At 28.7% G+C, this 26795-nt stretch carries 31 protein-coding genes and 1 riboswitch; of the genes, 20 read left to right on the top strand and 11 right to left on the bottom strand.

Annotation, left to right across the window (positions count from 1 at the left end; genetic code table 11):
- The first annotated feature begins 337 nt into the window (after positions 1-337).
- Together AB3K27_RS10875 and AB3K27_RS10870 are read left to right on the top strand one after the other, a co-directional pair.
- Positions 338-571: an SHOCT domain-containing protein gene (locus AB3K27_RS10875; RefSeq protein WP_368487468.1), complete on the top strand. Its 234-nt coding sequence runs from the start codon at positions 338-340 to the stop codon at positions 569-571.
- Position 572: 1 nt separating this feature from the next.
- Complete coding sequence (locus tag AB3K27_RS10870) at positions 573-803, top strand: hypothetical protein (RefSeq protein WP_368487467.1); 231 nt, start codon at positions 573-575, stop codon at positions 801-803.
- Positions 804-1279: 476 nt separating this feature from the next.
- Here the strand turns inward: AB3K27_RS10870 and AB3K27_RS10865 are convergent, their stop codons facing one another.
- Together AB3K27_RS10865 and AB3K27_RS10860 are read right to left on the bottom strand one after the other, a co-directional pair.
- Entirely contained in the window at positions 1280-1447 is a 168-nt protein-coding gene (locus tag AB3K27_RS10865) for a hypothetical protein (protein ID WP_368487466.1), read from the bottom strand.
- Between the two features lie 402 nt (positions 1448-1849).
- Positions 1850-2089 (bottom strand): hypothetical protein, encoded by a 240-nt coding sequence (locus AB3K27_RS10860; RefSeq protein ID WP_368487465.1) that lies wholly within the window; start codon positions 2087-2089, stop codon positions 1850-1852.
- A gap of 43 nt (positions 2090-2132) precedes the next feature.
- On the opposite strand from AB3K27_RS10860, the gene AB3K27_RS10855 reads away from it, so the two are divergent.
- A complete protein-coding gene (locus tag AB3K27_RS10855) occupies positions 2133-2627 on the top strand; it encodes a Ger(x)C family spore germination C-terminal domain-containing protein (RefSeq protein WP_368487464.1) in 495 nt (164 codons plus the stop codon).
- 558 nt (positions 2628-3185) lie between these two features.
- On the opposite strand, the gene AB3K27_RS10850 is transcribed toward AB3K27_RS10855, so the two are convergent.
- Entirely contained in the window at positions 3186-3389 is a 204-nt protein-coding gene (locus tag AB3K27_RS10850; RefSeq protein WP_368487463.1) for a DUF1657 domain-containing protein, read from the bottom strand.
- 148 nt (positions 3390-3537) lie between these two features.
- On the opposite strand from AB3K27_RS10850, the gene AB3K27_RS10845 reads away from it, so the two are divergent.
- From AB3K27_RS10845 to AB3K27_RS10830, 4 genes are all read left to right on the top strand, one after another.
- Complete coding sequence (locus AB3K27_RS10845) at positions 3538-3999, top strand: spore coat protein (protein WP_368487462.1); 462 nt, start codon at positions 3538-3540, stop codon at positions 3997-3999.
- Positions 4000-4081: 82 nt separating this feature from the next.
- On the top strand, positions 4082-4780 hold the full coding sequence (locus AB3K27_RS10840) for a YetF domain-containing protein (protein WP_368487461.1): 699 nt from the start codon (positions 4082-4084) through the stop codon (positions 4778-4780).
- Positions 4781-4790: 10 nt separating this feature from the next.
- The gene (locus AB3K27_RS10835; protein ID WP_368487460.1) at positions 4791-5498 is read left to right on the top strand and encodes a DUF421 domain-containing protein; all 708 of its coding nucleotides are present in this window, start codon (positions 4791-4793) and stop codon (positions 5496-5498) included.
- Positions 5499-5840: 342 nt separating this feature from the next.
- Positions 5841-6731 carry a multicopper oxidase family protein gene (locus tag AB3K27_RS10830; protein ID WP_368487459.1) on the top strand — a complete coding sequence of 297 codons (891 nt, stop codon included), beginning with the start codon at positions 5841-5843 and terminating at the stop codon, positions 6729-6731.
- A gap of 539 nt (positions 6732-7270) precedes the next feature.
- On the opposite strand, the gene AB3K27_RS10825 is transcribed toward AB3K27_RS10830, so the two are convergent.
- Together AB3K27_RS10825 and AB3K27_RS10820 are read right to left on the bottom strand one after the other, a co-directional pair.
- A complete protein-coding gene (locus tag AB3K27_RS10825) occupies positions 7271-7615 on the bottom strand; it encodes a four-helix bundle copper-binding protein (RefSeq protein WP_368487458.1) in 345 nt (114 codons plus the stop codon).
- A 143-nt stretch (positions 7616-7758) separates the two neighbouring features.
- Positions 7759-7926 carry a DDE-type integrase/transposase/recombinase gene (locus AB3K27_RS10820; protein WP_368487457.1) on the bottom strand — a complete coding sequence of 56 codons (168 nt, stop codon included), beginning with the start codon at positions 7924-7926 and terminating at the stop codon, positions 7759-7761.
- Between AB3K27_RS10820 and AB3K27_RS10815 the strand changes: the two genes are divergently transcribed.
- Complete coding sequence (locus tag AB3K27_RS10815; RefSeq protein WP_368491302.1) at positions 7853-8035, top strand: hypothetical protein; 183 nt, start codon at positions 7853-7855, stop codon at positions 8033-8035. The two genes, AB3K27_RS10820 and AB3K27_RS10815, sit on opposite strands and share 74 nt — an antisense overlap.
- Before the next feature lie 95 nt (positions 8036-8130).
- Here the strand turns inward: AB3K27_RS10815 and AB3K27_RS10810 are convergent, their stop codons facing one another.
- Positions 8131-9180 carry a DUF5667 domain-containing protein gene (locus AB3K27_RS10810; RefSeq protein WP_368487456.1) on the bottom strand — a complete coding sequence of 350 codons (1050 nt, stop codon included), beginning with the start codon at positions 9178-9180 and terminating at the stop codon, positions 8131-8133.
- A 136-nt stretch (positions 9181-9316) separates the two neighbouring features.
- On the opposite strand from AB3K27_RS10810, the gene sigI reads away from it, so the two are divergent.
- Positions 9317-10003 (top strand): RNA polymerase sigma-I factor, encoded by a 687-nt coding sequence (gene sigI / locus AB3K27_RS10805; RefSeq protein WP_368487455.1) that lies wholly within the window; start codon positions 9317-9319, stop codon positions 10001-10003.
- Positions 9993-10928, top strand: coding sequence for an anti-sigma factor domain-containing protein (locus AB3K27_RS10800; protein ID WP_368487454.1), 936 nt, complete (start codon positions 9993-9995; stop codon positions 10926-10928). The genes sigI and AB3K27_RS10800 overlap by 11 nt, the downstream gene beginning before the upstream one ends.
- A 200-nt stretch (positions 10929-11128) precedes the next feature.
- Here the strand turns inward: AB3K27_RS10800 and AB3K27_RS10795 are convergent, their stop codons facing one another.
- From AB3K27_RS10795 to AB3K27_RS10785, 3 genes are all read right to left on the bottom strand, one after another.
- Positions 11129-11908: a DUF169 domain-containing protein gene (locus AB3K27_RS10795; protein WP_368487453.1), complete on the bottom strand. Its 780-nt coding sequence runs from the start codon at positions 11906-11908 to the stop codon at positions 11129-11131.
- A gap of 310 nt (positions 11909-12218) precedes the next feature.
- The gene (locus AB3K27_RS10790; protein WP_368487452.1) at positions 12219-12668 is read right to left on the bottom strand and encodes a hypothetical protein; all 450 of its coding nucleotides are present in this window, start codon (positions 12666-12668) and stop codon (positions 12219-12221) included.
- 246 nt (positions 12669-12914) lie between these two features.
- The gene (locus AB3K27_RS10785) at positions 12915-13757 is read right to left on the bottom strand and encodes a polysaccharide deacetylase family protein (RefSeq protein ID WP_368487451.1); all 843 of its coding nucleotides are present in this window, start codon (positions 13755-13757) and stop codon (positions 12915-12917) included.
- A gap of 264 nt (positions 13758-14021) precedes the next feature.
- Here AB3K27_RS10785 and AB3K27_RS10780 point away from each other — a divergent pair, with 264 nt between their 5' ends.
- Together AB3K27_RS10780 and AB3K27_RS10775 are read left to right on the top strand one after the other, a co-directional pair.
- On the top strand, positions 14022-14960 hold the full coding sequence (locus AB3K27_RS10780) for a magnesium transporter CorA family protein (RefSeq protein ID WP_368487450.1): 939 nt from the start codon (positions 14022-14024) through the stop codon (positions 14958-14960).
- Positions 14961-15083: 123 nt separating this feature from the next.
- The gene (locus tag AB3K27_RS10775; protein ID WP_368487449.1) at positions 15084-16484 is read left to right on the top strand and encodes an aminopeptidase; all 1401 of its coding nucleotides are present in this window, start codon (positions 15084-15086) and stop codon (positions 16482-16484) included.
- 183 nt (positions 16485-16667) lie between these two features.
- Here the strand turns inward: AB3K27_RS10775 and AB3K27_RS10770 are convergent, their stop codons facing one another.
- Complete coding sequence (locus AB3K27_RS10770; RefSeq protein ID WP_368487448.1) at positions 16668-17516, bottom strand: PHP domain-containing protein; 849 nt, start codon at positions 17514-17516, stop codon at positions 16668-16670.
- A gap of 234 nt (positions 17517-17750) precedes the next feature.
- On the opposite strand from AB3K27_RS10770, the gene AB3K27_RS10765 reads away from it, so the two are divergent.
- Positions 17751-17948 (top strand): small, acid-soluble spore protein, alpha/beta type, encoded by a 198-nt coding sequence (locus AB3K27_RS10765; RefSeq protein ID WP_368487447.1) that lies wholly within the window; start codon positions 17751-17753, stop codon positions 17946-17948.
- Between the two features lie 104 nt (positions 17949-18052).
- Here the strand turns inward: AB3K27_RS10765 and AB3K27_RS10760 are convergent, their stop codons facing one another.
- Positions 18053-18379 (bottom strand): hypothetical protein, encoded by a 327-nt coding sequence (locus AB3K27_RS10760; RefSeq protein WP_368487446.1) that lies wholly within the window; start codon positions 18377-18379, stop codon positions 18053-18055.
- Positions 18380-18666: 287 nt separating this feature from the next.
- On the opposite strand from AB3K27_RS10760, the gene AB3K27_RS10755 reads away from it, so the two are divergent.
- The 7 genes from AB3K27_RS10755 to AB3K27_RS10725 all read left to right on the top strand — a co-directional run bounded on the left by AB3K27_RS10755 (position 18667) and on the right by AB3K27_RS10725 (position 26662).
- Entirely contained in the window at positions 18667-19029 is a 363-nt protein-coding gene (locus AB3K27_RS10755) for a phage holin family protein (protein WP_368487445.1), read from the top strand.
- Positions 19030-19334: 305 nt separating this feature from the next.
- On the top strand, positions 19335-19757 hold the full coding sequence (locus AB3K27_RS10750) for a bacteriohemerythrin (protein WP_368487444.1): 423 nt from the start codon (positions 19335-19337) through the stop codon (positions 19755-19757).
- 111 nt (positions 19758-19868) lie between these two features.
- Positions 19869-20045, top strand: a riboswitch (Lysine riboswitch).
- Positions 20046-20164: 119 nt separating this feature from the next.
- A complete protein-coding gene (locus AB3K27_RS10745; protein WP_368487443.1) occupies positions 20165-21610 on the top strand; it encodes an amino acid permease in 1446 nt (481 codons plus the stop codon).
- Between the two features lie 465 nt (positions 21611-22075).
- The gene (gene galE, locus AB3K27_RS10740) at positions 22076-23062 is read left to right on the top strand and encodes a UDP-glucose 4-epimerase GalE (protein WP_368487442.1); all 987 of its coding nucleotides are present in this window, start codon (positions 22076-22078) and stop codon (positions 23060-23062) included.
- A gap of 486 nt (positions 23063-23548) precedes the next feature.
- Entirely contained in the window at positions 23549-25249 is a 1701-nt protein-coding gene (argS, locus tag AB3K27_RS10735; protein ID WP_368487441.1) for an arginine--tRNA ligase, read from the top strand.
- A gap of 138 nt (positions 25250-25387) precedes the next feature.
- The gene (locus tag AB3K27_RS10730) at positions 25388-26185 is read left to right on the top strand and encodes a ribonuclease H-like domain-containing protein (protein ID WP_368487440.1); all 798 of its coding nucleotides are present in this window, start codon (positions 25388-25390) and stop codon (positions 26183-26185) included.
- Positions 26186-26284: 99 nt separating this feature from the next.
- Positions 26285-26662 (top strand): CBS domain-containing protein, encoded by a 378-nt coding sequence (locus AB3K27_RS10725; protein WP_368487439.1) that lies wholly within the window; start codon positions 26285-26287, stop codon positions 26660-26662.
- The last annotated feature ends 133 nt before the right edge of the window (positions 26663-26795 follow it).

Genomic DNA, 26795 nt, shown 5'->3' with positions numbered 1-26795 from the left:
CAGTGGAGACTATACAGGGGTGCAGCCAACAAAATCGACAAAACCCACGTTAAGTAAATTAATCCCATAAACGATCCTATTATCTACTTTGCTATCTAAATTTCTTTTTCTATAGTTTTAAGCCTTTTAATGGGTAAATGACTTAAGTAAAGATACTTCTTCAAAGAAAGTTCAACAAATTGTTGAAGAAATAACTAATACAACTAAAAAAGATTATGAAATTTTTAAAACTGATATGGGGTTCTATGCGCAAAACCCCATACTAAGATGAAAAGTGAATAGTATTAAAATTTTCGGATAATCTAATCTTTAGTGGAGTTTTCATGGAGGCTTAATTATGCGATTTAACAATTTTAGTTGGATATTTATAATATTGATTTTTGTTGGTATGTTTTTTTTACGTGGGTGTGGATGGAGTGGAGGCTGTGGAATACCAAGATTTCATAAAAAATCAAACCACGATTCTGATAACAAATCCGAAGCTATAGAAATATTAAATAAAAGGTATGCTAATGGGGAAATTGATTCTGAAGAATATAAATTGAAAAAGGAAGAAATACTTAGAAAGTAGTATGAGAAACAACGAAAGGAACAGAATTCTAATAAATGGCAGTCTTATTTCTTTAGGACTGATAGCTATACTTGATAATATATTTTCTCACTGGCTTTTTAAATGGCATAGGATTTTACCAAACAAAACTCTTTCAGGATACTTGGAAGTAACTTTATTTATTCTTGGATTAATATTATTAGCAATTGGTGTATTTAGAGAGATAAAAGATAGAAGAATTAAATCCCATTAAATGTTGTACAATATTCTAATATCGCTAATTATAACCAAAACCCGTTGACTTTGCTTTGCCATGAAAGGGATAACCCCTGTACTTTTCCCCTAAAACCCTAAAAAATTTTTCACAAGCTCCACACATTAAAAAAAAAGCAAATATTAACTGAAAAATATGACACTGATAAATAGTTATAGACAAACAAAGTCATGATCACTATAAAATAGGAAGTCTGATATAACACATTTACTGTTTATCGGATTTCCTTATTTTTTATATAGAAGAACCATAATTTTGCTAACTATATTAATGTTATACAGAGGCTATGCTTATTAAATAAGCCTAATATTGTAGAATAATAAAACCACAGTACTTCTTTTCCATTAGAGTCTATAAAACTTTGATGTATCAAAGTTTAAGTTGGTCTGCGTAAGTACTGTCTTTAATTTATTTTTCAAGATCGCAAATTTGATCCTTTTTATCCTGAATTGATTTTAGTTTTTTTGTTGAGCTGCAATAACTAGCATAGTATCTCCTACTGATGTAATTAAATTTCCAAGTACATTTATTTCACCTGCATCTTTGTTTTTGGACAAAACAATAGCTATAAAACTACTAAGTTTTGCAAGTTGATTTGGATCTAATGAGTTTAAAGAGAACAATTTTAGTCACCTCTGTTGCATTATATGCCATTAATAAAAATTTAGATATTATAAGTTGTTTTTTATTTTTTGTAAAATATTAAAGCTCTATGTTATTAAATAAAAAGCATATGATAATTATTTCAAGTCAAATGTTAGTTAATATTAGATTTTATACTATATTCCATTCAATAGTATATGCTTTTCAGTAATTACATATGGTGATGATACTACTATAATGAAGACTCTCGAAAAGTAGCTGGAAATTTTGAAAAAGAATATAGTTAGTTAACTGTTTATCATTAAATGGGAATTTATTAAATGAACCTTCAAAATCACACATTGTTATGAGAGAACTAATATAAAAAAGGGCATGACAAAAAAGCCTAGGATTTTGAGTTGGAAAAATATTCAACAAGTGTTTTATGCAGCCTTATTTTGTAAAAGGTCGATAAAACTGAATCCAGTGTGTTTTATCCAGGCATCTAAATGTATATTAATTACTGCAAAAGTGGCTAAAGACATACGCATTACTGCACTTTGAGATTTATATTCTTCAATTGCATAATCTTGAAACATTCGTTTGTTTGAGCGCTCTACAGAGGTTCTGGTTTTAAACACAGCTTTAAATTTTTCAGAATGTCGCGGTACTGGAGGAAACATCCTAGGGTCAAAGTCAGGCTTAATGTAAACAACTCTTCCGTAATTGCTGTCAGGACACTTACACTCAGGTGTAGGAAAAGCAGATATAGATGAAACAAGAATAATTAATATTTTAAAACAAAATAGGACTAAAGGTATACTGACATTACAAAAGGACTCTAAGAAATATATAAATTCTTATACATACTCAAAAAGAAAGATTAAATGCTATAAAGAAAATGCAAAATATAAGTTTGTAATAGACTTAAATCTTAAAGGAAATATAATATCTAATGAATTATACGATAACTTATATTCAGATCCCAAAGTGTTAAAAAAATTTGAAAAAGACATGAAAAACTACGTAGATAAAATGTGTAATAAAACAATAAATGATATGAAATGTAAGTATAAAACTGATATTTTGGATTTAGGAAGAATTGCTGCTGCAAAATATGGAAGAGGTACAGGTACTGATTGGGATAAGGTAGTATGTGAGTCTGACATTCAGGTTAATGTGAAATTTACAGTGGATACTGAAGGAAGAGGAGATTATTAGTAATAGTAGGGTGTGTAAATAGTTTACCATTTTTATAATTTTAATATTAATAGGATAAATAACATTAATATATATTAAATTGAATAACTTTCTACGATTTCACATAATATATAAGTGTATTTATATAATCTCAAAGAAATGAGTACAATTAATTATTAATTGTACAGAGCGAAGACACCTACCACTTTTCAATTAATTGGGATTCTAAGCCTAAACCCCCGAAATTTTTGATTTGGAAATTTATTAATAAACTGTGATGAATGTTCTGTAAAATATAATTAGAGACTGTGAAAATAACAGGTAATGAATAAAAAAGCAGTTATCGTTTCAATTTGTTTGAAATTATAGTAACTGCTTTTTCTTAGTGGTACTTTTCAACAAATTGCAAGCAATTCTTCTTAGAGTATAAATATTTATGTAAGTTCTATACTTTGAACTCTTAGCGTACAATTTTTCTCAAAATCTGCCTATACCCCTTAATAAAAACATTATTTTATGTTATAACATTACTTAATTTAGAGATTCATTATATTAGCTCAATATATTTTCTATTTAATATTATTCTCTATATTGTGGTTCCTCTGATTTTACAAAATCAAATCTACTTTGGAGCATCTGTGCTATATTTTCAGCTGTTTGTGCTAATTGTTTAAAAGTTTGTTTAGCTTGTTGATCGTTTGTATCCATTGAAAATGTTTTTAATTGACTAGCTAATCCTTGAGCACTTGTTAAAGCTTTTTCAATTTTATTTACTGTAGTCATAATGAAGTCCTCCTTTAAATATAGAATTTTACAATGTTAGTATATATAGATTATAAAAACTTATTCTCTTAAATTCGTAATTAAAGTTTAATTTCATACATAATGTAAAAAATTATTGTACAAAATAAACTTTAGAGGTGATAATAATATGCAAATACAACTTAGTCAAAAAGAAAGAATGTTTTTAGAAGATGGAAAATTTCAAGAGGAAATTTGTATTGAAAAATATAAAAAGTATTCTCAGCAAGCACAAGATGCACAGTTGAAGCAGCTTTTTAATAGACTCTCTGGTGAAGAACAACATCACTATGATATTATTAATGAAATGCTTCAAGGTCAACAACCAAATTTAAGCCACAATCAACAAACTCAACAACCGTTGACTCAAAGTACTCCCCAAGGAGCTACAAATAATCAACAGGATAAAATGCTTTGTAGTGACTTGTTATCTACAGAAAAATATGTTTCAGGTACTTATGATATTGACATTTTTGAATCTGCTAATCCTGTAGTTAGGCAGGCAATGCAACATATTCAACAAGATGAACAAAGGCATGGTGAAGAACTTTTTAATTACATGAATAGTCATGGAATGTATAATGTAAAATAAAATATTATGTAAAAAGATAAATTAATAATTTCAATATGAATATTTAATTTATCTTTTATAAAATTTATATAAAGGTGATTTTATGAATATATATACTATTTTCTTTCAAGGAGAAAAGTTAAGTATACTTGAATTATTTATTAGAACATCTATTTTATACTTTATGTTATTTGGTTCAGCAAAGGTAATGGGATTTCGTCAGCCTGGTATATTAACTTCATACAACTTTTTAATGGCTGCAGGTATTAGTCACATCGCAGCTTCTCGTATGGTCAATCCTAAAGCAAGATTAGTAGACGCAATAGCTATAATTATAGTATACACTTTAATTAATTTGTTTATTGCATACTTATATTTTAAAGTTCCATCTGTAGTTTCTCAAAAACCTATCATACTGGTTAAAAATGGAAAGTTAATAAAGAATAATCTTTCAAAAGCAAAACTAACAATTGATAATTTGATTTCAATATTAAGACAAAAAGATGCACCTAATCTTGAAAAAGTAGAGTATTTAATTGCTGAATCCACAGGGGATTTTAGTGCTGCTGTAAATAATAATAATCTCCCTATAACTAAATTAGATATGGCAATGGATACACCGCAAGATATTTTATCACAAATTCTTATTTATAAAGGAAAAATAGATGAAAAAATTCTTAAAAAGAATAGGTTGGGTTATAATTGGATTGAGGAAGAACTTAAATCTAATAATATTGATAATGTAAATGATATTTATTTAGGAATTTTAACTTCAGATAAAAAACTATATATAAGTTCATAGGAGTGAGTTTATGCTGAGGGTTTTTGGTGTTATTAAAAACATTTCGTTATTTGGGTTTGTAATAAGAACTTTTATAGTAGGTATAATAGCTTTTTTAGTAGGAAGATATATATCAAAAAGAACTATAAATCAGCTTACTTCGTATGACTTTGTATTGGTATGGATACTTGGAGCTCTCACAGTTGCACCATTGTTAGATGGGGAGGTATCCTTTACATATATAATTATTCCATTATTAACTTTATTTTTTTGGCATTATGTATTTAGTTTAATATCTTTAAAAAATAGAAAATTATCTTTATTTTTTAATGGCAAACCCATAATTTTAATAGATGACGGGAAGATAATAAGAAAGAATTTAAAAAAGCATTTTATAAATGTTGATTTGCTTATGAGTGAACTAAGGCTTAAGAATATTTTTAATATTTCAGAAGTTAAATATGTAATTCTAGAACCTAATGGTCATTTTAGCATAATAAAAAAAGAATCTCATAGACCAGTTACTCCAATAGACTTTAACTTACTTGCAAAACCTGTAGATTTACCTTTAGTTATCGTTAATGATGGTAAATTATTTGAAGAAAATTTAGTTAAATCGGGAGTGGATAAAAAATGGCTTATGAATAATCTTGCTATGTACAATATAGACAACATAAAAAATATTTATATTGCTACCATAGATAGTTCTAAAAAATTATATGTTTCAAAAAAAGATTAACAGTATGTAAATATATGCCAACACATTTAGTTACAGTATTCTTATATTATTCTTCACCTTTGCTGCCAACACTTCTAATTGATTAAAAAATTGTAAAAAACGCACTTTTCTAATTCAATAAATGTTTAGAAGAATGCGTTTTTTTACTTTGCCCTTAGTGACACGGATGCTGGTATATAAAGATGGATTATTAATTAATTTACTCGCTTATATTATAAAGTTATTTAGAAAATCTAAAGAAACTAATATGATAATAAAATTTTAAGAAAAGACAAAAATCACTTATTTTGGAATATAACATAAATTAATAAAGTAAAAGTAATATTTTAGGAGAATTGGTTAATGGTTATCACACCGGATCTTTCTAATTTAAAGTATAAGGAAATAAAGGGAGTTAAATATTTTGAGCTTGTAGCAGAAGAGGTAGAAAGAGAAATACTTCCCGGATTATTTATTAAGGCTTGGGGTTACAATGGAAGTACACCAGGACCTACTATTAAAGTTTACCCAGGAGACTATGTTAATTTTAGAGTATATAATAAATTACCTGAACCAACTAGTGTTCATTGGCATGGTTTAGATGTACCTAATGTTATGGATGGAGTACCAGATATACAGCCTTCACCTAAAATTGAACCAGGAGAACATTTTGATTACAGATTTAGAATAATTAATTCACCAGGTACCCACATGTACCATACTCATCATATTGCCCATAAACAGCAGATGATGGGATTAGAAGGAGGATTAATAATAGTAGATCCTTCTTATGATTTAAAAATAGATAAAGACTACTTTATTATGCTTCAGGAATTTAAAGTAGAAGAACTGCTAATGGGAGTAGTTAAGAAAGGTAAGTATGATATTGATCCACTTGCACATAATTTTAACTTCTTTACTATGAATGGAAGGTGTTTTCCTTTTGTTACTCCACTAGAAGTAATCTATGGGGAAACAGTGAGAATAAGATTAGGAAATGCTATGGAAGATGGACATCCAATTCATATTCATGGACATCAATTTTATGTATCAGCTTCAGATGGAAACACAATTCACCCACGCAATAGAGTGAAAAAGAATGCAATTAATGTAGCATCAGGGGAAACTTACGATGTAGAGTTTTTTGCTAATAATCCAGGTATATGGCCCTTTCATTGTCATATACCTCACCATATGAGCAACAATATGACAGATCCAACAGGAGGTATGTTTACAACTATTGTTTATAAATAAGTTAATATATTAGAATTTTAAAATTGTTACTTAAAATAAAGGGTACAGTTTAGATTTAAAGACACTATTTTAAATCATAATATTCTCATATTGTACACCAACTCAAAAGGCAGCAATGCCTTTTTTTCTTAGTATTGATAGTAGTTAGTTTTAGGCTATTTTTTAATTCCTGTTGGTATGATTCAGAGAAATGTTGGCGAGACCCCATAGCCATCAAGCTAAGAGAATTGTATAAAATAAAGCCCCCCATTTGTAAAAATGTTATTATTTAAGGGGAAATAATAACATTTTTACAAATGATAGAAGAAGAGAAATTAACATTGGATGAATTGTTGGTTTTTTCAGTTGTTACCTCTTAAGATACTGAATTAGTTTGGGCAGTTACAACTACATTTATTACAATGTAGAAAGTTATTGGAGGTAAATGGTGAATGTAGAAAAATGGCTACATGAATAGTCTATAAAAACAGTTAATAACTTTATTATGGTACTAACTGTTTTTATAGATGATAATTATAAATTATAAGTAACTTCTTGTTTTACATCATTGAAACTGCAAATTCTTTGCATTCTTTTGCACAATTAAAGCATATTTGAGCACATCGTTGAGACTCTTCGTCAGGAAGTTTTTTACATTCATTTCCGCAAGTTTTACACACAATTGCACAGAACTTAGCAAGAGACTTTGAAAACATACTATAACGAGCAAGAAATTTTGCCATTAATGTGCAGACATCTGCACAGTCGCGTAATAATTTGAGCTGTTTTTTTCTCATATGAACATTATGCTTATCAATTATCATGGTTGTCATATGCTCGCAAGTGACCTCACACTCCTGAACAGTCTCAATTAAGTCCTTATGATGATGCATCATTCCTTTCATATCTTTCGCTGGATACAGAGGGTGCATTGGTGCTATGTCAAGAAAAAGTACAAGTTAAAATGAGAATAGCTCACTTCTAATCATTTTCCATATTTTAACGTACTATTGACGTGTCTAGTTTTCTGTTTTTTCATATTCTTTCTTTATTTATATTCTTTGCATACGTACTGACTGCTTCTGTCACTATGTATAATAAGGGGATTAAGCAGCTTCCTATTTTGTTTAGCTTCATTAATTGTGTCAATAACACAGGAAACAGCTAATGCTTCTGTAAGAGTCCAAGCTATAATTTTTCGAGAGTATAAGTCCATATGTACTTCAGAACATTTTGAGGTTTGCTACTATGCCAAGAGACATGGGGTTGATATAGATTCACACTTGGTTTTGAATGAAACTGTAGAAATAGTGAATAATGCATAAATAAATTAATTAATAAGTTTTTCTTGGTTCAAATGGAGAAAAGTATTTCTCCTCATAAGCAAACTCCACCTGAACCTGAGAAGAACTTGATAAAACTAATGTTGAGTTTTTTCCTTTTTTTGTTCATTAACATTATTTGCTTTGTTCTCTTTTTTATTTTTATTATCAGTTACTACATTTTTAGTTTCACTTTTTATAGTTGGTTCTGATGTCTGTTTTTTTGCATTCTTACTGGTTACTGAAGTTGAATTAGTGACAGTGGAATCTGCAGTAGTATCTGTTGTTGTAGTGTCAATTGTTATAGTATCAGTTGTAGTTGATGTAGTAGTACTTGTTTCACCTGTTTGTGTATTTTCATTATTTTGGGAATCTTTCTTTGTCTGTTCTTTTGTTTCCTTTATCAATTTACCCACGCTTATCTTAGAGGCTTCTTTTTTTGTTTCAATAGCTTTTGTGAGATTTTGTTTTTCTATATCTAATGCCTGTTGTTTTTGTTGCAGTAAATCTTCTGCAGCCTTAATTGTTGTTTCATCTCCCGATTTCTTTGCTTTCTCAATGGCTGCTTTAGCTTCATTATATTGTTTTTTAGTATTATTATAAACTGTGCGTTCTTTTCTTAGAGCTAGTATAGCATCTCTTTTTGCTGTCTGCATTTCTATAACTTTTGCTACTACATCTTTTGCTTTATCTCCAACTTTATTCTGAAGTGCAGCTAATACATCAAGGGATTTTTTCTGTTTATCAGTAATTTTACTTTCTATATATTCCAGTCTTTTGAGTTTGTCTTGATTATCTACGGTTTGATTATTGTTTATCGCATCTTCAATTTTATTTTCAGCTGCGTCCATATTACTCTGATAATCATTAAGGGCTGTGTCTGCAAGCTCCTTCTTATTTTTACTTACCATTACCTCGCTTTCACCTAATCTTTCTTGAGCTATTTGAGATAACTTATCTGCTTTTGTTTCATCTGAAAAACACAATGTAACTTTTATACTATCAACTGTTTTATCTGCTGGATATAAAATACTATCTGGTGTTATACCAGCCCGATCTTTTAGAGTTGCTGTATTAGCGGCAAATGTTGTGCCGCCTATGCTTAATGTCATTACTACACTTGCCACTAAAATTGTTATTTTTTTCATTTTAATCATCCTTTCTACATACGCATTTAACTAAATCATTAAAATATACGATGTCTTAATATATTTTAGGGGGTTTAATAAATTCCCCTTAAAATTTTTATTTATTGCGTATAATATTTATAGATGAGGTGATTTCATGCAGAATATCAGTCACTTGTTCTATGAAAACAGAAATAAATTTATTAGTGAAAATAAAAACTTTATATATAAATGTACCTATACTATTTCCAAAAGATATCTTCAATGGGAAAATGATGACGAACTAAGCATTGCTTTAATTGCATTTAACAAAGCTTGTGATAGTTATACAGAATCTAAAGGAAACTTCTATGCATATGCAAAAGTTATAATTAGAAATGCATTAATTGATTATTTTAGAAAAAATAAAAATTCACCTTTGCTTACCTTTGATAATGGTGATTATATCATGGAAAAATTAGATAACAACAATTCAATATCCAAATTTGAATTAGAACTGGAAAATAAAAATAGAGCAGATGAAATTATTGAATTAAATAAAGAACTTATAAAATATAAAATTGATTTTACTAGCCTTGTGAATAATAGTCCCAAGCATAAAGATACAAGAAATAATGTTCTAAAGCTTGTTTTCAAAATATGTAATAATAGTGAAATTAGCAATTCCATATTAAATAATAAGCAATTACCTGTTAAACAAATATGTATGTATACTGGATTCAATAAAAAATTTATTGATAAATGGAGAAAATATATTATTGTTTTATTTATAATATTTAACAGTGAGAATTTCCTTTACATAAAGTCTTATTTAAATATAAAAGTAGGTGAAAATGATGGGTAAAAAAGAGGGGATAGTAATAAGTATAAATGGAAAATATGCTAATTTGCTTACTTCTTGTGGTGAATTTATAAAAGTAAACTGTAATGGAAAGAAGCCTAATATTGGAGAAATATTTAAAGGAGATGAAGTTTTTCATAATTTTTTTTATCTTAATGGGAAAGTAATAGCAGCTGCAGCATGTATAATGTTTATATTATTTATAGGTGGAGGTGCGAAGGCTTATTATAGTCCAGTAGCTACAATTCTGGTAAATATAAATCCACATATTGAATTAAAGGTAAACTTCTTAAACAGAATTATTTCCTCCAAAGCATTAAATGGTGATGGCAGTAAAATATTAAGTCAGGTAAAAATAAATAATGTTAATATCAATAATGGTTTAAAAATAATAATTGATGAATCTAAAAAAGATAAATTTATTAATGAGGATTATATCAAAACAAAAACTATTTCTGTTAATATAAGTGGTAAAAATATAGATATTTCTGAGTTTAAATCCAATATAGAAACTTCTAATTTAAATGTTAAGATTCAATCTAATGGTAATATAATTTTAAATAAGAACTCAAATAGTAATTCAAATAGCAGTACAAAGATTACTAATAATGATACATTTAATAATCCGTTAAATAATGTAAAGTCATTAAATAACGAAAATAATAATAAAGAATTAAATAGTAATATCAATAAGAACAGTTCTTCGGGAAAAAATGGTTCTGTTAATGGAAATAATTCTACCTTAGATAAAAATAATGATGGAGGCCAAACTAATTTAAGACAATCACAATATTTAGATAGTAATAGAATTAAAGAAGATCAAAATTCTCAGAAAAGAACTGATAAAAATGAGGATAATAACCATAATAATAATTCCAGTAAAGACAACCTATCTAAACAAAATTCCAATTCAAATGGTCATAAATAAAACATTAAGACCTGAAAAAATAAAATCATAAGTGCTTAATTTTATTAAAAAATCTGAAAGTATCAAGTGATTCAAAGGTTCAGGTAAAGTTTATTCATGAGGAATGTTTTTCTTTACCTGAACCTTAAAAGAGTTTATCCAGGGGTATAGTAATGATTATCTTTCTTTGAAGAAGATAGGGTGTTAGCTAATTGCTGCGCTTATTTGTTCCTCTTCAAAATTTGTATCCAATCCTGTTTTTCAAGAAAGCTTCCTTCTACATTGGATTCCATTTCTATAAACATCTTATAGGGTACAGTAAATGACAGTATATCCTTATCAAACTTTGTTCTAACAGCAATGTCAGTCAGACCAATAGTAGCTTTGGGAGATTCAGAAGTACTTTCTTTGTAGGGAATTATGCCTATTTGATGGCAACCAGCACCAAATGGTGCTATGACATTATCATTTGTTTCCCGTGCATAATTTGCCATAACAATCAGCGCAGAAAGTTGGTCAGGATTAACAAAAAATATAATAACCTGAGGTGTTTCATTAGTAGATAATTTTTCCAGAGGTTTAAATATAATATATTCTGTAGGTACATCTACCATTGGTAAAGAATCAATAAACTTTTTTGCTATTTCTGGACTTTTCTTTAAACCTTCTCCATGCTCTAAGTGAGGCATCTGTTCGGCAAGGTTTTTACCAAATTCTGTGCTGCAAAATTTCTTGTTTCCTGTAGAAAGGAAATATTCTATTCCACCAGGAAAATTTTTGTAGGTATTGCCAAAACCTAGCCCTGTACCGCCGCCATAACATCCAAAAGTTTTTCGGCTAAATACAGCTGTTTTTCCTTTGGCAGCACCGTTTAACATTGCTGCTACGCAACCACGTTTTCCTTCTTTAAACTGGATAGCCTCTTCTGGTTTTTCATTGGTAAATACTACTGCAACCGGTGAGTATCTCATTTGAATTGCTTGAGCTAATTTACTTTCCATATCAAAATTACCTTCTTTCAAATATTTATTGCTATTCTTCTGTTACTCCTGAAAAATCCATTTAAACGATTTCAACAATGGATAAACTATCTCACAAGTGATATTAATACCATTAATGTTATTGTAAAAAGATATTGAATTTATGTCAATATCTTGGACACAAAAAAATAGGCTTAATATGCTGATATCCTATACATTTTAAATACTAATTGATAAAAAAAAGACCTTAAAAAGCCTCTTTCTTAAAAGAATATTTTAAAATAATATTTATAATGGCAAAGCATAAAATAAAAAAGCCCATTTCTAATCTCTAGTTACCTGTAAATAAATCCTTATAATTCTGTAATAATTCCAGTGGCTTTTTTGCACCAAACAGTTTATATCTTAAATAGTCGTCCACAAATACACAAAATGGCACTAACATAAACCATAATATTGCATAAGGTATACATATCTGGCCATATAAATTACCCCATGTATTAGAATAATCCCATATATCAAGCTTTAGCCACATATTTAATACCATGCCTGAAGCAAATTCCAAAACAAGAATTATAGCAGTACCGATGATGCACTCCTGCCACATTTTACGGTCATAGAAAACTGGATGTTCATTTAATCTACCTATTAAAAAGGCACTTATTCCTCCCACCACTAACATACTTACATGAGTCCATCCACGCCACATGCCTTCAAGAACCATATATAACGCACCCATTATAAATATTAAAATTATATCCTTATATATTTTATTTTTCACTATATCACCTTCTATATTAGAATAACTGTGTCCTAAGTTACAGTATTTATTTCATCTATATTAATTAAATCACTAATATATACCTGTGATAAATTTATTCTTTATTTTCAACTTTTATCTCACCAGCAAAATATCTATAATGTATAAAAATTTATAATTGTGACATAACTGGCATATAGATTGTACAATTAAGTCCTATAAATTTAGCATCTTTCAGAAAGGGAGGTTAAGACTGTTATAATTATTTTATTTATATGGATTTATTTTTAGCAATACGCTTAAATCAACAATTCTATAACCCTTTCTTTTTAATTCATTTATAATTTCTGGTAAAACCTCTATATTTATTTTATGTCCCAGGCTGCTGTGCATTAAAATAATATCACCTGGCCTTACATTATCCAGTATGTTTTTTACAATAGTTTGTTTATTTATATTCTGAACCCAATCCATGGAATCAATGGACCAAATGACAATTTTATTATTTGTTCCACTAACTGCAGTTAAAACTTTTTCATCTGTTGCTCCATATGGAGGTCTCACTAAAGTAGGCCTTTTACCAATAATATCCTTTATTTTATTTTCAGTAAGAATAATCTCATCTTGTATTCTTTTAATGTTTATTTTAGTGAAATATGGATGATTCCAACTATGGTTCAATATTAAATGTCCTTCATCATAGGCTCTTTTTACCATATTGGGAAAGTAGTTTATTTGAGTTCCTACAAAGAAAAAATTAGCTTTTATATTATTACTTTTTAAGATATCTAGTATTCTAGGTGTTACTGATGAATCGGGACCATCATCAAATGTTAAACTTACATTATTTTCTATGGGTGATCCATTAATATACATTTCCTTTGAATGATTTTTTGCAAGCTGAACAATATATTTTCTCCATACAGTTAAAGCATTCATTTGAGCTTTACTTATTTTATTTGTGCTGCCAAGAATATTATAAGTAATAAATCTATATAAAGGTAAAGGTGTAAACATCGTAATACCAGGCCTTACATATGGAAGATTTAAATAAGGATTAGCAAGAATTAAATCCATTACATCTGTGAATTTTATAAAATATGGTATCATAAGAACCCCCTAATAATTTATATTTATATAATATGAGTTTAGTTGATTTTTGTTAGCTTCCATTGTCAGTACTTCTTGCAGTATACACAGTAAAAAAGCTGATAAAATTATATCTATTAGAAATAACGAATTATTTATGATTAAAATTAACACACTAATATAAGCTGAACTTATACTAGGTGACAGATATATAGATTGGAATTCATAAATTGTATTTTTAAATGCCTAAATTATAAGCTGTAGTTTTTATTGGTGGTGTTTTTTGTGAGAATATTAAATATAGATAATGATTTCCGGGAAATTGCCAGAAATATTGATCTTATGGATAATCATTATTGGATAATTTTATCTATAGATGAAATTGACAGATTAGAGGATTTTATACCAGTAGACAGAGAAACGATAGATGAGTGTAAAAGTTTTTCACAGGTACCAAAAATAAGTTTTTTTGATGGATATATCTTTTTAATATTCAATGTACTTAGCTATGTGGAAGAAATAGTGATATCTAAAGAATTAAATGTATTTTTAAGTAGAAAGTATATTATAACTGTATACAAGGACAGAATTGACATATTAGATATTTTAATAAAGGATATAAATGATTCTAAAAATTGTTTTGTACTTAAAGATAATCCAAAAGTATGTATACTTCTTTATTATATTTTAGATAGGATAGTAGTTAGAAATCATGATATAATATCTGAACTAGAAGTTGAAGCAGACAGAATTGAAATAAGTATTTTAAAAAACCCAAGACATGAACAAATAGATAATTTAATAACTCTTAGAAGACAAGTTTATAAAATAAGAAAATATTTAAGTCCCCTTATATACATAGGAGATAGTTTAGTTATAAATGATAACCTTGTAATTGATAAAGAGAGTATGAAGTATTTTATAAATTTAAATAAAAAAATAGAGAAACTCATGTCTTCACTGGAAAGTTTAGTTCAAGATTTAGCTTTGGTTAGAGAAGCTTTTGAATCAGAAATAGCCAATAAAACCAATGAACTTATGAAAATTTTCACAGTAATAGCAACCATATTTTTGCCCTTAAATTTAATAAGCAGCATGTATGGTATGAACTTAAAAGGAATACCTTTTGTAGAACGGGACAATGGATGTCATTATGTGATATTGATTATGGTAGTTGTAGCAATAACTCTTATATGTGTATTTAAGAGAAAAAAATGGCTTTAAGTTAATTTAATAGCATTGTAATAAAATTATTGTGATAAAATATAAATGGTAATAAAATGAATGTTACCATTTGTTTTTTTCATAGTATTGTTGTAAGTTAAATATAGATAAGGAGAGATAGAAATGTCAAAGGATTTAACTAAAAAGTATAAATATGCCTGGGATAAATATTCAAAAAAAGATTTTAAACTTCTTTTTGAGTTATCAGATGGATATAAGGATTTTATGTCCAGGTGTAAAACCGAGAGAGAATGTATAAGAGAATTTATATTTAGAGCTGAAAAAAATGGATATAAAAATTTGGAAGATATTATAAATGAAAAAGCTACTTTAAAACCAGGTGATAAAATTTATGCTAATAATAAGGACAAAACTTTAGCACTTTTTATAATTGGAAGTAAAGATATGCAAGAAGGCATGAGAATACTGGGGGCTCATGTAGATTCTCCAAGAATTGATTTAAAACAAAATCCTCTCTATGAAGACACAGATCTTGCACTTTTAGATACTCATTATTACGGGGGCATAAAAAAATATCAGTGGGTTACAATTCCTCTTGCCATTCACGGAGTAGTAGTAAAAAAGGACGGCAGTAAAGTAGAGATAGTAATGGGAGAAAAAGAGGATGAACCTGTGGTTGGAATATCTGATTTACTTGTACATTTATCTTCAACCCAGATGGAAAAAAAGGCAAACAAAGTAATAGAGGGAGAGGATTTAAACATATTAATTGGAAGTATTCCAATTCAGGATAAGGAAGCTAAAGACAGGGTAAAACAAAATATTTTGAGGCTATTAAATGATAAATATAAAATAGAAGAAGAGGATTTTATATCTGCTGAACTGGAGGTAGTTCCTGCAGGACCTGCTAGGGATTTTGGATTGGATAGAAGTATGATTATGGCTTATGGACAGGATGATAGAATATGTGCATATACCTCTTTTGTGGCAATGATGAATATAAACAATCCCGACAAGACCTGCACTACTCTTTTAGTGGATAAAGAAGAAATAGGAAGTGTAGGGGCAACTGGAATGCATTCAAGATTTTTTGAAAATACAGTGGCAGAAACTATAGCACTTTGTGGAGATTATAATGATCTAAAATTAAGGAGAGTTTTGACAAATTCAAAAATGTTATCTTCAGATGTTAGTGCTGCTTTCGATCCTAATTACCCCTCTGTTATGGAAAAAAACAATTCAGCTTATTTTGGCAAGGGGATAGTATTTAATAAATATACTGGTTCCAGGGGAAAGTCTGGGTGCAATGATGCAAATCCAGAATATATAGCTGAACTAAGAAATATAATGGAAAAAGATGATGTGTACTGGCAAACTTCAGAACTTGGAAAGGTGGATCAAGGGGGAGGAGGAACCATAGCCTATATATTGGCACGATATAATATGCAGGTTATAGACTGCGGCATAGCGCTGCAAAATATGCATGCACCTTGGGAAGTAGCCAGCAAAGCTGATATATATGAAGCTGTAAAAGGATATACTGCTTTCTTAAATAGAATATAATCAAGTGATTCTTAGGCTCAGGTGGAGTTTGCTGTAGAGAACTGCTTATCTCCATCTGAACTCTAGAAGAACTTATTTGAAGAAGATGGGAGTATCAGCAATGATAGCCTTCGGATAAAAAATGCTGTATAATCTGAAACTTTTAGTTATACAGCATTTTAAGTTATATGAAAATTAGTATATTTAAAGGCTATTTAGTTTATCTAAAAATATATTTATTCCATCCTCATCTAAAAAAACTTGACCTAGGGCGTGGGAATGTTTTGAGTCCTTATCTTTTTGTGAAGTGCTGCCGTGGAAATCGGAACCTGCAGTTACTATTTTGTTGTATTTTTTAGCATAGTCTATAAATTTATTTGTATCTTCTTTTGTATTGTTAGCATAAATTGCTTCTATACCGTGGAAAGGAAGCCTGATTAGTTCTTCGATATCAATATCTTTTATAAGTACAGGATGGGCTAATACAACTAATGCATTTAATGATTGAAGCATTTTTATGCCTTCCAATGTGGAAAGTTTTTTATTAGGTACATAAGCTGCACAGGATTCACCTATAAAGTTTTTAAATATATCCTGAAAACTATAATTGTATCCTTCATCTATAATGGCCTGAGCAATATGAGGCCTTGTGATGATTCCATGGGCATTTTTTACTATATTTTCATAAGAAATATTTATATTAAAAAATTTATTTAGATTAGCAACTATTTTTTTGCCTCTTTCCACCCTGTATAAATCCATTTGGTTTAAAAAATTTTTAAATTTCAATGATATAAAAGATGGGTCTTTGAAGTAACCTAATATATGAACGCTTTTGTTATTATATAGGGTAGATAACTCCAGTCCAGGAATAACCTTTATATTTACCTTTTCTCCTTGGTATAGAGCACTGTCTATACCAGATATAGTGTCATGGTCCGTTATGGAGATTATATCCAAGCCTGCTTTTTTTGAACTATTTACTATTTCGGCAGGAGATAATCTACCGTCAGAAGCAGTTGTATGCAAATGAAGATCTCCTTTTTTATACAATAAAATCACCTACTTGTTAAAAATTAATATATATTAATTATACTTTAAAAAAGATTATTTTGTATGTAATTGTAGGATTAACATAATTTATATAAAATATTTCTATTTATAATAAATATTAACTTATTTTCATGTAACTTTATAGTGTAATAATTTTTATATGGAGCAAACTTATAATGTAATATAAAACACAGAATATAAAAAAGAATACAGAAAAAGAGGAGGAAATTAATCATGGCAAATAGATCAAATAAAGTTTTAGTTCCACAGGCTAAAGAAGCCTTAAATAGATTTAAGATGGAATCAGCAAGAGAAGTAGGAGTGAATTTAAAAGAAGGATATAATGGAGATCTTACCTCAAGAGAAGCAGGTTCTGTAGGTGGAAATATGGTTAAAAAAATGGTTCAGGCATATGAACAGAATTTAAAATAGAATAAATATGAGCTAAAGTCAGATGAAATTCATTTCATCTGACTTTTTCAACGTAATAATATATTTTTAAAATATTTTAATAGAAATATATAAATTCGGATAAATTATTTTATGCCGCTTATTTTACCTCTAAGTGCTTTTATTCGTCCATTTACATAGTTTAAAAGTTCAGTTTTATTGTTCTTTATATTCATTGGGGCATTGGAAACTATGCTTATAACATTTAATCTGGTGGAGTTTATTTCACTAGCAATTTCATGGGCTAAATGCTTATCTTTGGTTTTCCAGTAAGCATTGTTGAATTCGTTTGCTTGTTTTTTATTATAGTATCTCTTTTCAATGCCGAATTGAAATAAATCGGCAGCAGACTCCAGTTCATCCAAATCTCTGGATTTTAAAGTTTCATCAATAAGAGTTTGAAATGTTTTCATTATTATACTCCTTTTCAATAAATTGTTAGAACTAATATATCTATACTTTTAAACTTAAAATTTGTTCTATATAGACAATATTACTTATACCTTGTTTCTCTTATTTTGTCAATATTGATTTTTAATATACATAATGCGAGTCTTTTATATATAAAATATTGCAGATTATATATATTTTTGTCAATATGTTAAGTTTAAAAAGTTTTTTATTTTTAAATATTTTTTGTGATTTAGGTAAAGACTATGTTTATGTAAAATAAATATTTTATTGAAAAGGAGTGACTTTCGTGGGTGATACAAAAAGAGAGTCAGAAAAATCTTCTATAGGTAGTTATATAGTAAGATTTATTTTAACAGTAATTGTACTGGGGATAACTTCATTTTTAACACCTGGTTTTAGAATAGTGGGACTGTGGTCTTATTTAGTGGCAGCAGTTGTAATAAGTTTAATAGACTATTTTGTAGAAAAATTTATGGGTGTAGATGCATCCCCTTTTGGAAAAGGAATAAAAGGTTTTGTAATTGCAGTTATAATACTGTATTTAACTCAATTTTTAGTGCCGAATATGAGTGTATCCATATTGGGAGCTATTATTGCATCAGTTATTATAGGAATATTGGATGCTGTAATTCCTGGAAGAATCATGTAAAATGTTATTTTTTAAAATTTAATTCTTAACAGTATAATATAAATTATAATCTGACAATAGAATTTAATAGTTTTGTTTAGAACACATCAAAATTGATAAATTACTTCAATTTTGGTGTGTTTTTTATATTAAATAGAATAGTTTAGTATTTTCTAATTTTTTGTTATAATTAAGAAAAACAATATTTATATTAAATGATTGTTAGGTTCAGGCTTCGGATAAAAATATATCAAGAGTTAGTTTTAATCTAATAGGCAAGTTGTTTATATATAGGAGATAAATTTATCAGAGGGAGAGGTAATAAAATGTTTGAATGGAAGGATAGTTACAATTGTAGAATTAAAAGGATAGATGAAGAACATAAAAGACTTTTTGAAATAGGAGAATCTGTATATGAACTTATAATAAATGAAAATCACATAGATTATTTTGGAGATGTTTTAAATTTAATTGATGACCTCAAAGAATATACTGTATATCATTTTGAAGATGAAGAAAAAATAATGAAACTTTATGATTATCCTGGATATAAGGAACAAAAAAAAGCCCATGATACCTTTATAAATAAAATTGAAAGTTTAGATTTAGAGGAGTTGGATGAGGATATACAAAAATCTGTATTGAAACTATTGGATTTTATTTATAATTGGATATCAGAACATATATTAGGTATGGATTTAAAGATAAAAGATTATTTTGACAGTTTAAAGCTCAGTAACATGAAATAAATTCATTAAAAATATATTTTGATTTTTGTCATAAAGAGTAGAGAAATGTATTAAAATACCATTGACTAATATTCACTTATAGTACATAATGTACGTGTACTATAAGTGAATATTTAAGATAGAGGTGCAAAATTTATAAGTAAAGTTTTGGAGGTAAGCACAGTGAAGAAACTTAAAAGGAAATTTTGCCGAAGTGTTCAACAGATGCTTTGATGTTGGATTAACTGGTTTTGTATAAAATATGTGCAAAACTGTCACAAATCTAATTTGTGAAGAGCTATCATTCATTGTGGAATTAATATATCTTTATATTTATAACCTTGGGTGTACACTCTCAAGGCTATTTTTATGTTTATCTTACTTACTTTACTTATGGGGATTTTGATACCGATAAGGGGGAGAAAAAAATGGAAAGCTCAGTAGAGCAAACTAATGAACTAAAAAGAGGGCTTAAAGCTAGACATTTAAATATGATTGCCATAGGAGGAGCTATTGGAACAGGAATATTTTTAGCATTAGGTGCTACTATTAATCAGGCAGGTCCTGGAGGAGCGCTGGTAGCTTATGGTTGTATAGGAATTATGGTTTATTTTTTAATGACTGGCTTAGGAGAAATGGCTACTTATATGCCGGTTTCAGGCTCTTTTGGTGTTTATGCCACTAAATTTGTAGATCCGGCTTTAGGATTTGCATTAGGATGGAATTATTGGTACAATTGGGCAATAACTGTAGCTGCAGAAATGGTAGCAGGAGCACTTATAATGAAATATTGGTTGCCAGGTGTACCAGCTATTGTGTGGAGTGTGTGTTTCTTAGCTGTAATAGTTTTATTAAATTTATTATCTGCAAAAGCCTATGGAGAATCGGAATTTTGGTTTGCAGGCATCAAAGTAGTAACCGTTATCGTTTTTATATTAGTAGGAGTAGCAACTATTATAGGTATATTTAATGGAAATCCAGTAGGACTTAAAAATTTTACAGTAGGAGAAGCACCTTTTGTAGGAGGCTTTAAATCTATATTCCTAGTATTTTTGATTGCAGGTTTTTCTTTCCAGGGTACTGAATTAGTAGGTATAGCTGCGGGAGAAAGCGAAAATCCAGAAAAGACCATACCGAAAGCTATTAATAGTATATTTTGGAGAATACTAATATTTTATATAGGAACAATATTTGTAGTAGGTGCCATAATTCCGTATATGAATGCAGGAGTTGATACAAGTCCTTTTACTTTGGTATTTAAAAAGGCTGGTATAGCAGGAGCTGCATCTCTTATGAATGCGGTTATATTGACTTCAGTGCTGTCAGCAGGAAACTCTGGAATGTATGCCTCAACTAGAATGTTGTATTCTATGGCTAAAGATAAGAAAGCACCTGCCTGGCTGGCGAAAGTTAATTCAAGAGGAGTACCTGTAAATTCATTGATACTTACAACAATAGTGGCATCTGCATGTTTTTTAACAGGGCTTTATGCCGAAAGTACAGTGTATGTTTGGCTGGTAGCAGCTTCAGGTCTTGCAGGATTTGTAGCATGGCTTGGTATAGCAATTTGCCATTATCGTTTTAGAAAAGCTTATGTTGCTCAAAATAGGGATTTTGGAAGATTAAAATATAAGGCTAAATTATTTCCTTTAGGACCTATAATAGCATTGGTGCTTTGCATTATAGTTATCTTGGGACAAGGTATTACTTATTTTGAAGCTAACAATATAGATTGGAGTGGAGTAGTTTCGTCTTATATAGGGCTTCCACTATTCTTAGGGCTATGGATATGGTATAAGAAAAAATATAAGACTAAAGTAATAGATTTGAAAGAAGTAGATTTTGACAGTATTGAAAAAGAAATTAAATTATAATCAATAATTTAATTAATTGCCCGACTGTCAGAGGATGTTTATATTCTCTGGCAGTTTTTATTTGTATTTTAATATTTAAAATGTGACGGAAATCAAATGATTTTTATTACATCTTTTATTTTTAATATATTAATAAGCTCTTTTAAATGAAAGAGAAGTTAATGTTGTATTAAATACTGTAAGGATGACAGAACCGGGAATATCAGGAAAATGTTTAGCCTACAAGTAGAAAAATTATTACTTATTTGTAAATAAGCAAAATGGAAGATGAAATAAAAAAAGAATAAATGTATCGTCAAATAAGGAATTATAAAGGATTGAAGGAAGCTAAATATAAAAACATAGTCTGTTCTATTTGTGAATATATAAATTTATAGTTTAATCCTTTATTAACACAAATTGAAAAATAATTGTAGTAGAATATATAATAAATAGACTACTATGTTTTATATTGGAGGTTTTAAAATGTCAATTCTAGTTTGTGGGGGAGCAGGGTATATAGGTAGCCATATGGTAGTAGAACTTTTGGAAAGAGGAAAAGAAATTGTAGTATTGGATAACTTTGAAAAAGGACATAAGCCTGCTGTATTAGGAGGTAAAATTTACTACGGAGATTTGCGAGATGAAAGTGCAGTAGATAAGGTTTTTAAAGAAAATAAAATTGAGTCAGTAATAGATTTTGCGGCTTATTCTCTGGTGGGAGAAAGTGTATCGGAACCACTTAAGTATTTTGAAAATAATGTAGGAGGTACTTTGAACTTATTAAAGTCTATGAGAAAATATGAAGTAAAATATATTGTATTTTCTTCTACTGCTGCAACTTATGGAGAGCCTAAAAACATACCTATTTTTGAAGATGATTCAACATATCCCACTAATCCCTATGGAGAATCCAAGCTTACGGTAGAAAAGTTGTTAAAATGGAGTGATAGGGCATATGGTATAAAATATGCTGCACTAAGATATTTCAATGCGGCAGGTGCACATATTTCAGGACTTATAGGAGAAGATCATGACCCTGAAACACACTTGATTCCTATAATACTTCAGGTGGCTTTAAAAAAGAGAGATAAAATATTTATATTTGGAGATAATTATAATACAAAAGATGGAACTTGTGTCAGGGATTATGTTCATGTTATGGATTTAGCTAATGCTCATCTTCTAGCATTGGATAAAATTATTGAGGATGAGGAAAGTAAAATTTATAATTTAGGTAATGGTAGGGGTTTTTCTGTAAAAGAAGTAATTGAAGCTTCACGAGAAGTAACTGGACAGAAAATAAAAGCTGAAATTGCACCTAGAAGAGAAGGAGATCCGGCAGTACTTATAGCTTCTTCTAAAAAAGCTGAAGAAGAGCTTCATTGGAAGCCAAAGTATAATTCACTTGAGACAATTATTGAAACTGCATGGAAATGGCATAAAAATCACCTATATGGATTTGAAAAGTAAAGTAATATTAATGGTTAAAACATGAAAAACACTAAAATTTATATATTGACAAAAAAATGTTAGTAGTAATATAATAAGATGTAAGTTGTGTATGATTTTATTAAATAACATCTATATAAGTTATGAAGAATATGAGGTGTTATAAACTAGAAATGTAATAGATAGGCTGTATACCTATTATTTAAATATCGTGATAGGAGGAGGCCGTCTCTTAAGATAAAAGAGGCGGTTTTTTATATTATATAGCAACTTGTGGTTTTTAATTCTTGTTTAAAAGAATAGAAATAGGAGAGGAGATGAAAAGTGTTAAATCAAGTGATTCTTAGGTTCAGGTGGAGTTTGCACATAAAGAGATGCTTTTTTCATCTAAACCTTAGAGGAACTTATCCAAAGGCGTAGCAGTGCCAATCCCCTAGGTTGAATAAGCTGGGGTGAGGTATAGTAAGGGTAGCCTTCGGATAAAGGTATACTTATTTAACTGTTAATATGGATTTTAAAAAGTTAGTGGCAGAAGAGATTAAGAAAAATATAGATTTGGAATTAAATTTTATAGAAAATTTAATAGAAATACCGCCAAAACCTGAAATGGGAGATTATGCATTTCCATGTTTTCAATTGGCAAAAGTATTGAAAAAGGCACCAAATATAATTTCTAAGGAATTAAAAGATAAATTACATAGTAAGTACTTTGAAAACATTGAAAATTTAGGACCTTATGTAAATTTTTTTATAGATAAAAAAATATTTACTAAATATACTTTAGAAGAAATACTATTAAAGGGAGATAGTTATGGAAGTTCAAGCATGGGAGAAGGGAAAAATATAGTTATAGAATATTCATCGCCTAACATTGCAAAACCTTTCCATGTAGGACATCTTTTTAGTACCTCTATAGGAAATGCTCTATATAACATGATAAGTTTTCAAGGGTATAATTGTACAAGAATAAACCATTTGGGAGACTGGGGAACTCAATTTGGAAAACTTATAGCGGCTTATAATAGATGGTGTAATGAGGAAGATCTTAATAAAGATCCTATAAAAGAACTTTTAAGAATATATGTAAAGTTCCATGAAGAAGCAGAAAAAGATCCTTCACTTAATGAAGAGGGTAGAATGTATTTCAAAAAATTGGAAGATGGATCTGAAAAAGAAATTAAACTTTGGAAAAAATTTAAAGATTTAAGTCTTAGAGAATTTAAAAAAGTATATGATTTATTAAAGGTAGATTTTGATTCCTATGCAGGAGAGAGTTTTTATACGGATAAAATGGATGCAGTTATAGAAGAAATAGATAAAAAAGGACTTCTCGTGGAAAGTAATGGTGCAAAAGTTGTAATTTTAGATGAATACAATATACCGCCTTGTATTGTAAAAAAATCAGATGGAACGACTATATATGCTACCCGGGATTTAGCCGCAGCTATATATAGGAAAAAAACCTATGATTTTTATAAGAGTATATATGTAGTGGGTCTTGACCAATCGCTTCATTTCAAGCAGGTATTTACCACCCTTAAGTTAATGGGTAAAGATTGGGCAGATTCATGTAAACATGTAGGTTTTGGACTGGTTAGATTTGCAAATAAAAAACTTTCTACAAGAAAAGGAGATGTAATATTTCTAGAAGATCTATTAAATAAATCTGTAGAGAGAACTCTTGAGATAATAAATGAAAAAAATCCTGAACTTGAAAATAAAGAAGAGGTAGCTAAAAAGATTGGTATAGGAGCTGTAATATTTACCTATCTAAAAAATAACAGAGAAAAAGATATAGTATTTGATTGGAATGAAATGTTAAGTTTTGAAGGAGAAACTGGTCCTTATGTTCAATATAGCTATGCAAGAGGAAAGAGTATACTCAGGAAAGCTAAAGAGACGGATTATGATAAAAAGCAGATGGATTATAGTAAATTGGGTAGTAAGGAAGAATTTGAACTTATAAAGACACTGGAGAGTTTTAATAAAGCTATCTTAAAGGCTATAAATAGACTGGAGCCATTTGTAGTAACTAGGTATGTAATAGATGTGGCTAAAGGTTTTAATAAGTTTTACAATGCCCATAGTATTATAAATGCAGTGGATGAGGATACTAAAAGGGCTAGATTGTCTTTGGTAAAATGTACCTGTCAAGTATTAAAGAATGGATTAAATTTAATGGGAATAGAAGTAGTAGAAAAGATGTAAATGAGAATTTTAAATATTTTATTGAAAGATTGTCAGGTGTTTGAATCTCAAGCCCACTGATGGTAGGATAAATATTGATATTCCCTTGGATAATCAGATAATATAGAAAGGAGAAGTTACGTTAAAGTAACATATATTATGGAAATTAGAGAATATGATCGTCTGGTAAATGTAGAAAGTAATGCATTTTCAAGTTGTGACATGAAAAGTATAGCCTATTTTGATATAGAAACAACTGGTTTCGATAGAGAATGTGATAACATAATACTTATATCCCTTGGAAGGTTTATTGATAAAAATAAATTGGCGATAAAACAGTATTTTGCAGATAGTATACAGGATGAAAATGAAGTATTATATAATTTTGGTATGGATATATTAAAATATGATAAATGGTGTTCTTATAATGGAATAGCCTTTGATGAACCTTTTATAAAAGAGAGAATGCACCGGAATAACATATACTTTGAGTTTCCTAAATATCATGTGGATTTATACAGACTTATAAGACCTTATTACAAACAGCTGGGTATGGAGAGATGTAATTTAAAGACTGTGGAAAAGTATTTGGGTATAAACAGAGAGGATAAAATAGATGGAAGAATTAGTGTAGATTTATATAAAGAATTTTTAAAGTCTAATACTGATAGTATAAAATATACAATAATGCTTCATAATTATGAAGATGTTTTAAATTTACCTAAAATACACGAATTTGCTTTTAAAATAAGGAATGATAAATTACTGGTGAGAGAAAACTGTATTACAGAAAAGCAAAAAAGATACTTAAAAATTCTTTTAAAGAAAAATAATGTAAATTTAAATATACAATTTGAAAAAATATCCAAAAGAGTTGCATCACAAATTATAGATTACCTAATAAAAGGAGAAAAGGATGTAGAAAAATTTGACAATATTATAAATGGTAGTTATTAATGAATATTTAATTCAAATTAATAATGCATTTAACTTTTGGGAAATTTTTAGACTTTTTAGAAAAAACATTGTATAATTAAGAAAAGGAGGGGTGTTGTTATGGTTCAAGAAATAATGAAATCAGATATTGTAAAGTTAAAAAAGGAAGATAGTTTGTGTAAAGCTTTAGATATAATGGATACTCATAATGTAAACGGAGCACCTATAGTTGATGAAGATGGACAACTGATTGGTATGATAGTAAAGGCAGATATATATAGATTTTTAATGGAAGAGGGGCATTATGATACCTGTCCTGTGGATTGGGCAATGACAAAGGATGTAGTTGTGGCCCGAAGTGAAGAGGATATTATGACTGTAGCAAAAAGGATTAGAAAAAATAATATAGTAGCCATTCCTATAATAGATGATAAAAATGTGGTAAAGGGTATTGTTTCCATTGGAGATATAATGGATTATGTAATTGAGAAGTCTTGATTTTAATATCAGGACTTTAAAAAAATATATTTAATATTTTTTTATTAGAGTTGCAAAACTAACATACATAACATATAAGATAATAATATTGTGTATTTTAATTTTGATAATATATTATATAAGGAGAATGGAT

The organism is Clostridium sp. BJN0013, assembly GCF_040939125.1.
GTDB lineage: Bacteria > Bacillota > Clostridia > Clostridiales > Clostridiaceae > Clostridium_B.
Note: the sequence above shows the minus strand (reverse complement) of the source record. Positions and strands in the feature narration are given on the sequence as shown.

What these genes read in the sequence shown, in the direction of transcription:
- sigI (WP_368487455.1), top strand. Translation starts at nt 9,317, where the DNA reads ATGCAGAATATCAGTCACTTGTTCTATGAAAACAGAAATAAATTTATT.
- AB3K27_RS10795 (WP_368487453.1), bottom strand. Translation starts at nt 11,908, where the DNA reads ATGGAAAGTAAATTAGCTCAAGCAATTCAAATGAGATACTCACCGGTT.
- AB3K27_RS10775 (WP_368487449.1), top strand. Translation starts at nt 15,084, where the DNA reads ATGTCAAAGGATTTAACTAAAAAGTATAAATATGCCTGGGATAAATAT.
- AB3K27_RS10750 (WP_368487444.1), top strand. Translation starts at nt 19,335, where the DNA reads ATGTTTGAATGGAAGGATAGTTACAATTGTAGAATTAAAAGGATAGAT.
- AB3K27_RS10870 (WP_368487467.1), top strand. Translation starts at nt 573, where the DNA reads ATGAGAAACAACGAAAGGAACAGAATTCTAATAAATGGCAGTCTTATT.
- AB3K27_RS10825 (WP_368487458.1), bottom strand. Translation starts at nt 7,615, where the DNA reads ATGAAAGGAATGATGCATCATCATAAGGACTTAATTGAGACTGTTCAG.
- AB3K27_RS10820 (WP_368487457.1), bottom strand. Translation starts at nt 7,926, where the DNA reads ATGGACTTATACTCTCGAAAAATTATAGCTTGGACTCTTACAGAAGCA.
- AB3K27_RS10850 (WP_368487463.1), bottom strand. Translation starts at nt 3,389, where the DNA reads ATGACTACAGTAAATAAAATTGAAAAAGCTTTAACAAGTGCTCAAGGA.
- AB3K27_RS10875 (WP_368487468.1), top strand. Translation starts at nt 338, where the DNA reads ATGCGATTTAACAATTTTAGTTGGATATTTATAATATTGATTTTTGTT.
- argS (WP_368487441.1), top strand. Translation starts at nt 23,549, where the DNA reads ATGGATTTTAAAAAGTTAGTGGCAGAAGAGATTAAGAAAAATATAGAT.
- AB3K27_RS10785 (WP_368487451.1), bottom strand. Translation starts at nt 13,757, where the DNA reads ATGATACCATATTTTATAAAATTCACAGATGTAATGGATTTAATTCTT.
- AB3K27_RS10730 (WP_368487440.1), top strand. Translation starts at nt 25,388, where the DNA reads ATGGAAATTAGAGAATATGATCGTCTGGTAAATGTAGAAAGTAATGCA.
- AB3K27_RS10765 (WP_368487447.1), top strand. Translation starts at nt 17,751, where the DNA reads ATGGCAAATAGATCAAATAAAGTTTTAGTTCCACAGGCTAAAGAAGCC.
- galE (WP_368487442.1), top strand. Translation starts at nt 22,076, where the DNA reads ATGTCAATTCTAGTTTGTGGGGGAGCAGGGTATATAGGTAGCCATATG.
- AB3K27_RS10845 (WP_368487462.1), top strand. Translation starts at nt 3,538, where the DNA reads ATGCAAATACAACTTAGTCAAAAAGAAAGAATGTTTTTAGAAGATGGA.
- AB3K27_RS10745 (WP_368487443.1), top strand. Translation starts at nt 20,165, where the DNA reads ATGGAAAGCTCAGTAGAGCAAACTAATGAACTAAAAAGAGGGCTTAAA.
- AB3K27_RS10840 (WP_368487461.1), top strand. Translation starts at nt 4,082, where the DNA reads ATGAATATATATACTATTTTCTTTCAAGGAGAAAAGTTAAGTATACTT.
- AB3K27_RS10860 (WP_368487465.1), bottom strand. Translation starts at nt 2,089, where the DNA reads ATGTTTCCTCCAGTACCGCGACATTCTGAAAAATTTAAAGCTGTGTTT.
- AB3K27_RS10830 (WP_368487459.1), top strand. Translation starts at nt 5,841, where the DNA reads ATGGTTATCACACCGGATCTTTCTAATTTAAAGTATAAGGAAATAAAG.
- AB3K27_RS10725 (WP_368487439.1), top strand. Translation starts at nt 26,285, where the DNA reads ATGGTTCAAGAAATAATGAAATCAGATATTGTAAAGTTAAAAAAGGAA.
- AB3K27_RS10835 (WP_368487460.1), top strand. Translation starts at nt 4,791, where the DNA reads ATGCTGAGGGTTTTTGGTGTTATTAAAAACATTTCGTTATTTGGGTTT.
- AB3K27_RS10800 (WP_368487454.1), top strand. Translation starts at nt 9,993, where the DNA reads ATGATGGGTAAAAAAGAGGGGATAGTAATAAGTATAAATGGAAAATAT.
- AB3K27_RS10760 (WP_368487446.1), bottom strand. Translation starts at nt 18,379, where the DNA reads ATGAAAACATTTCAAACTCTTATTGATGAAACTTTAAAATCCAGAGAT.
- AB3K27_RS10810 (WP_368487456.1), bottom strand. Translation starts at nt 9,180, where the DNA reads ATGAAAAAAATAACAATTTTAGTGGCAAGTGTAGTAATGACATTAAGC.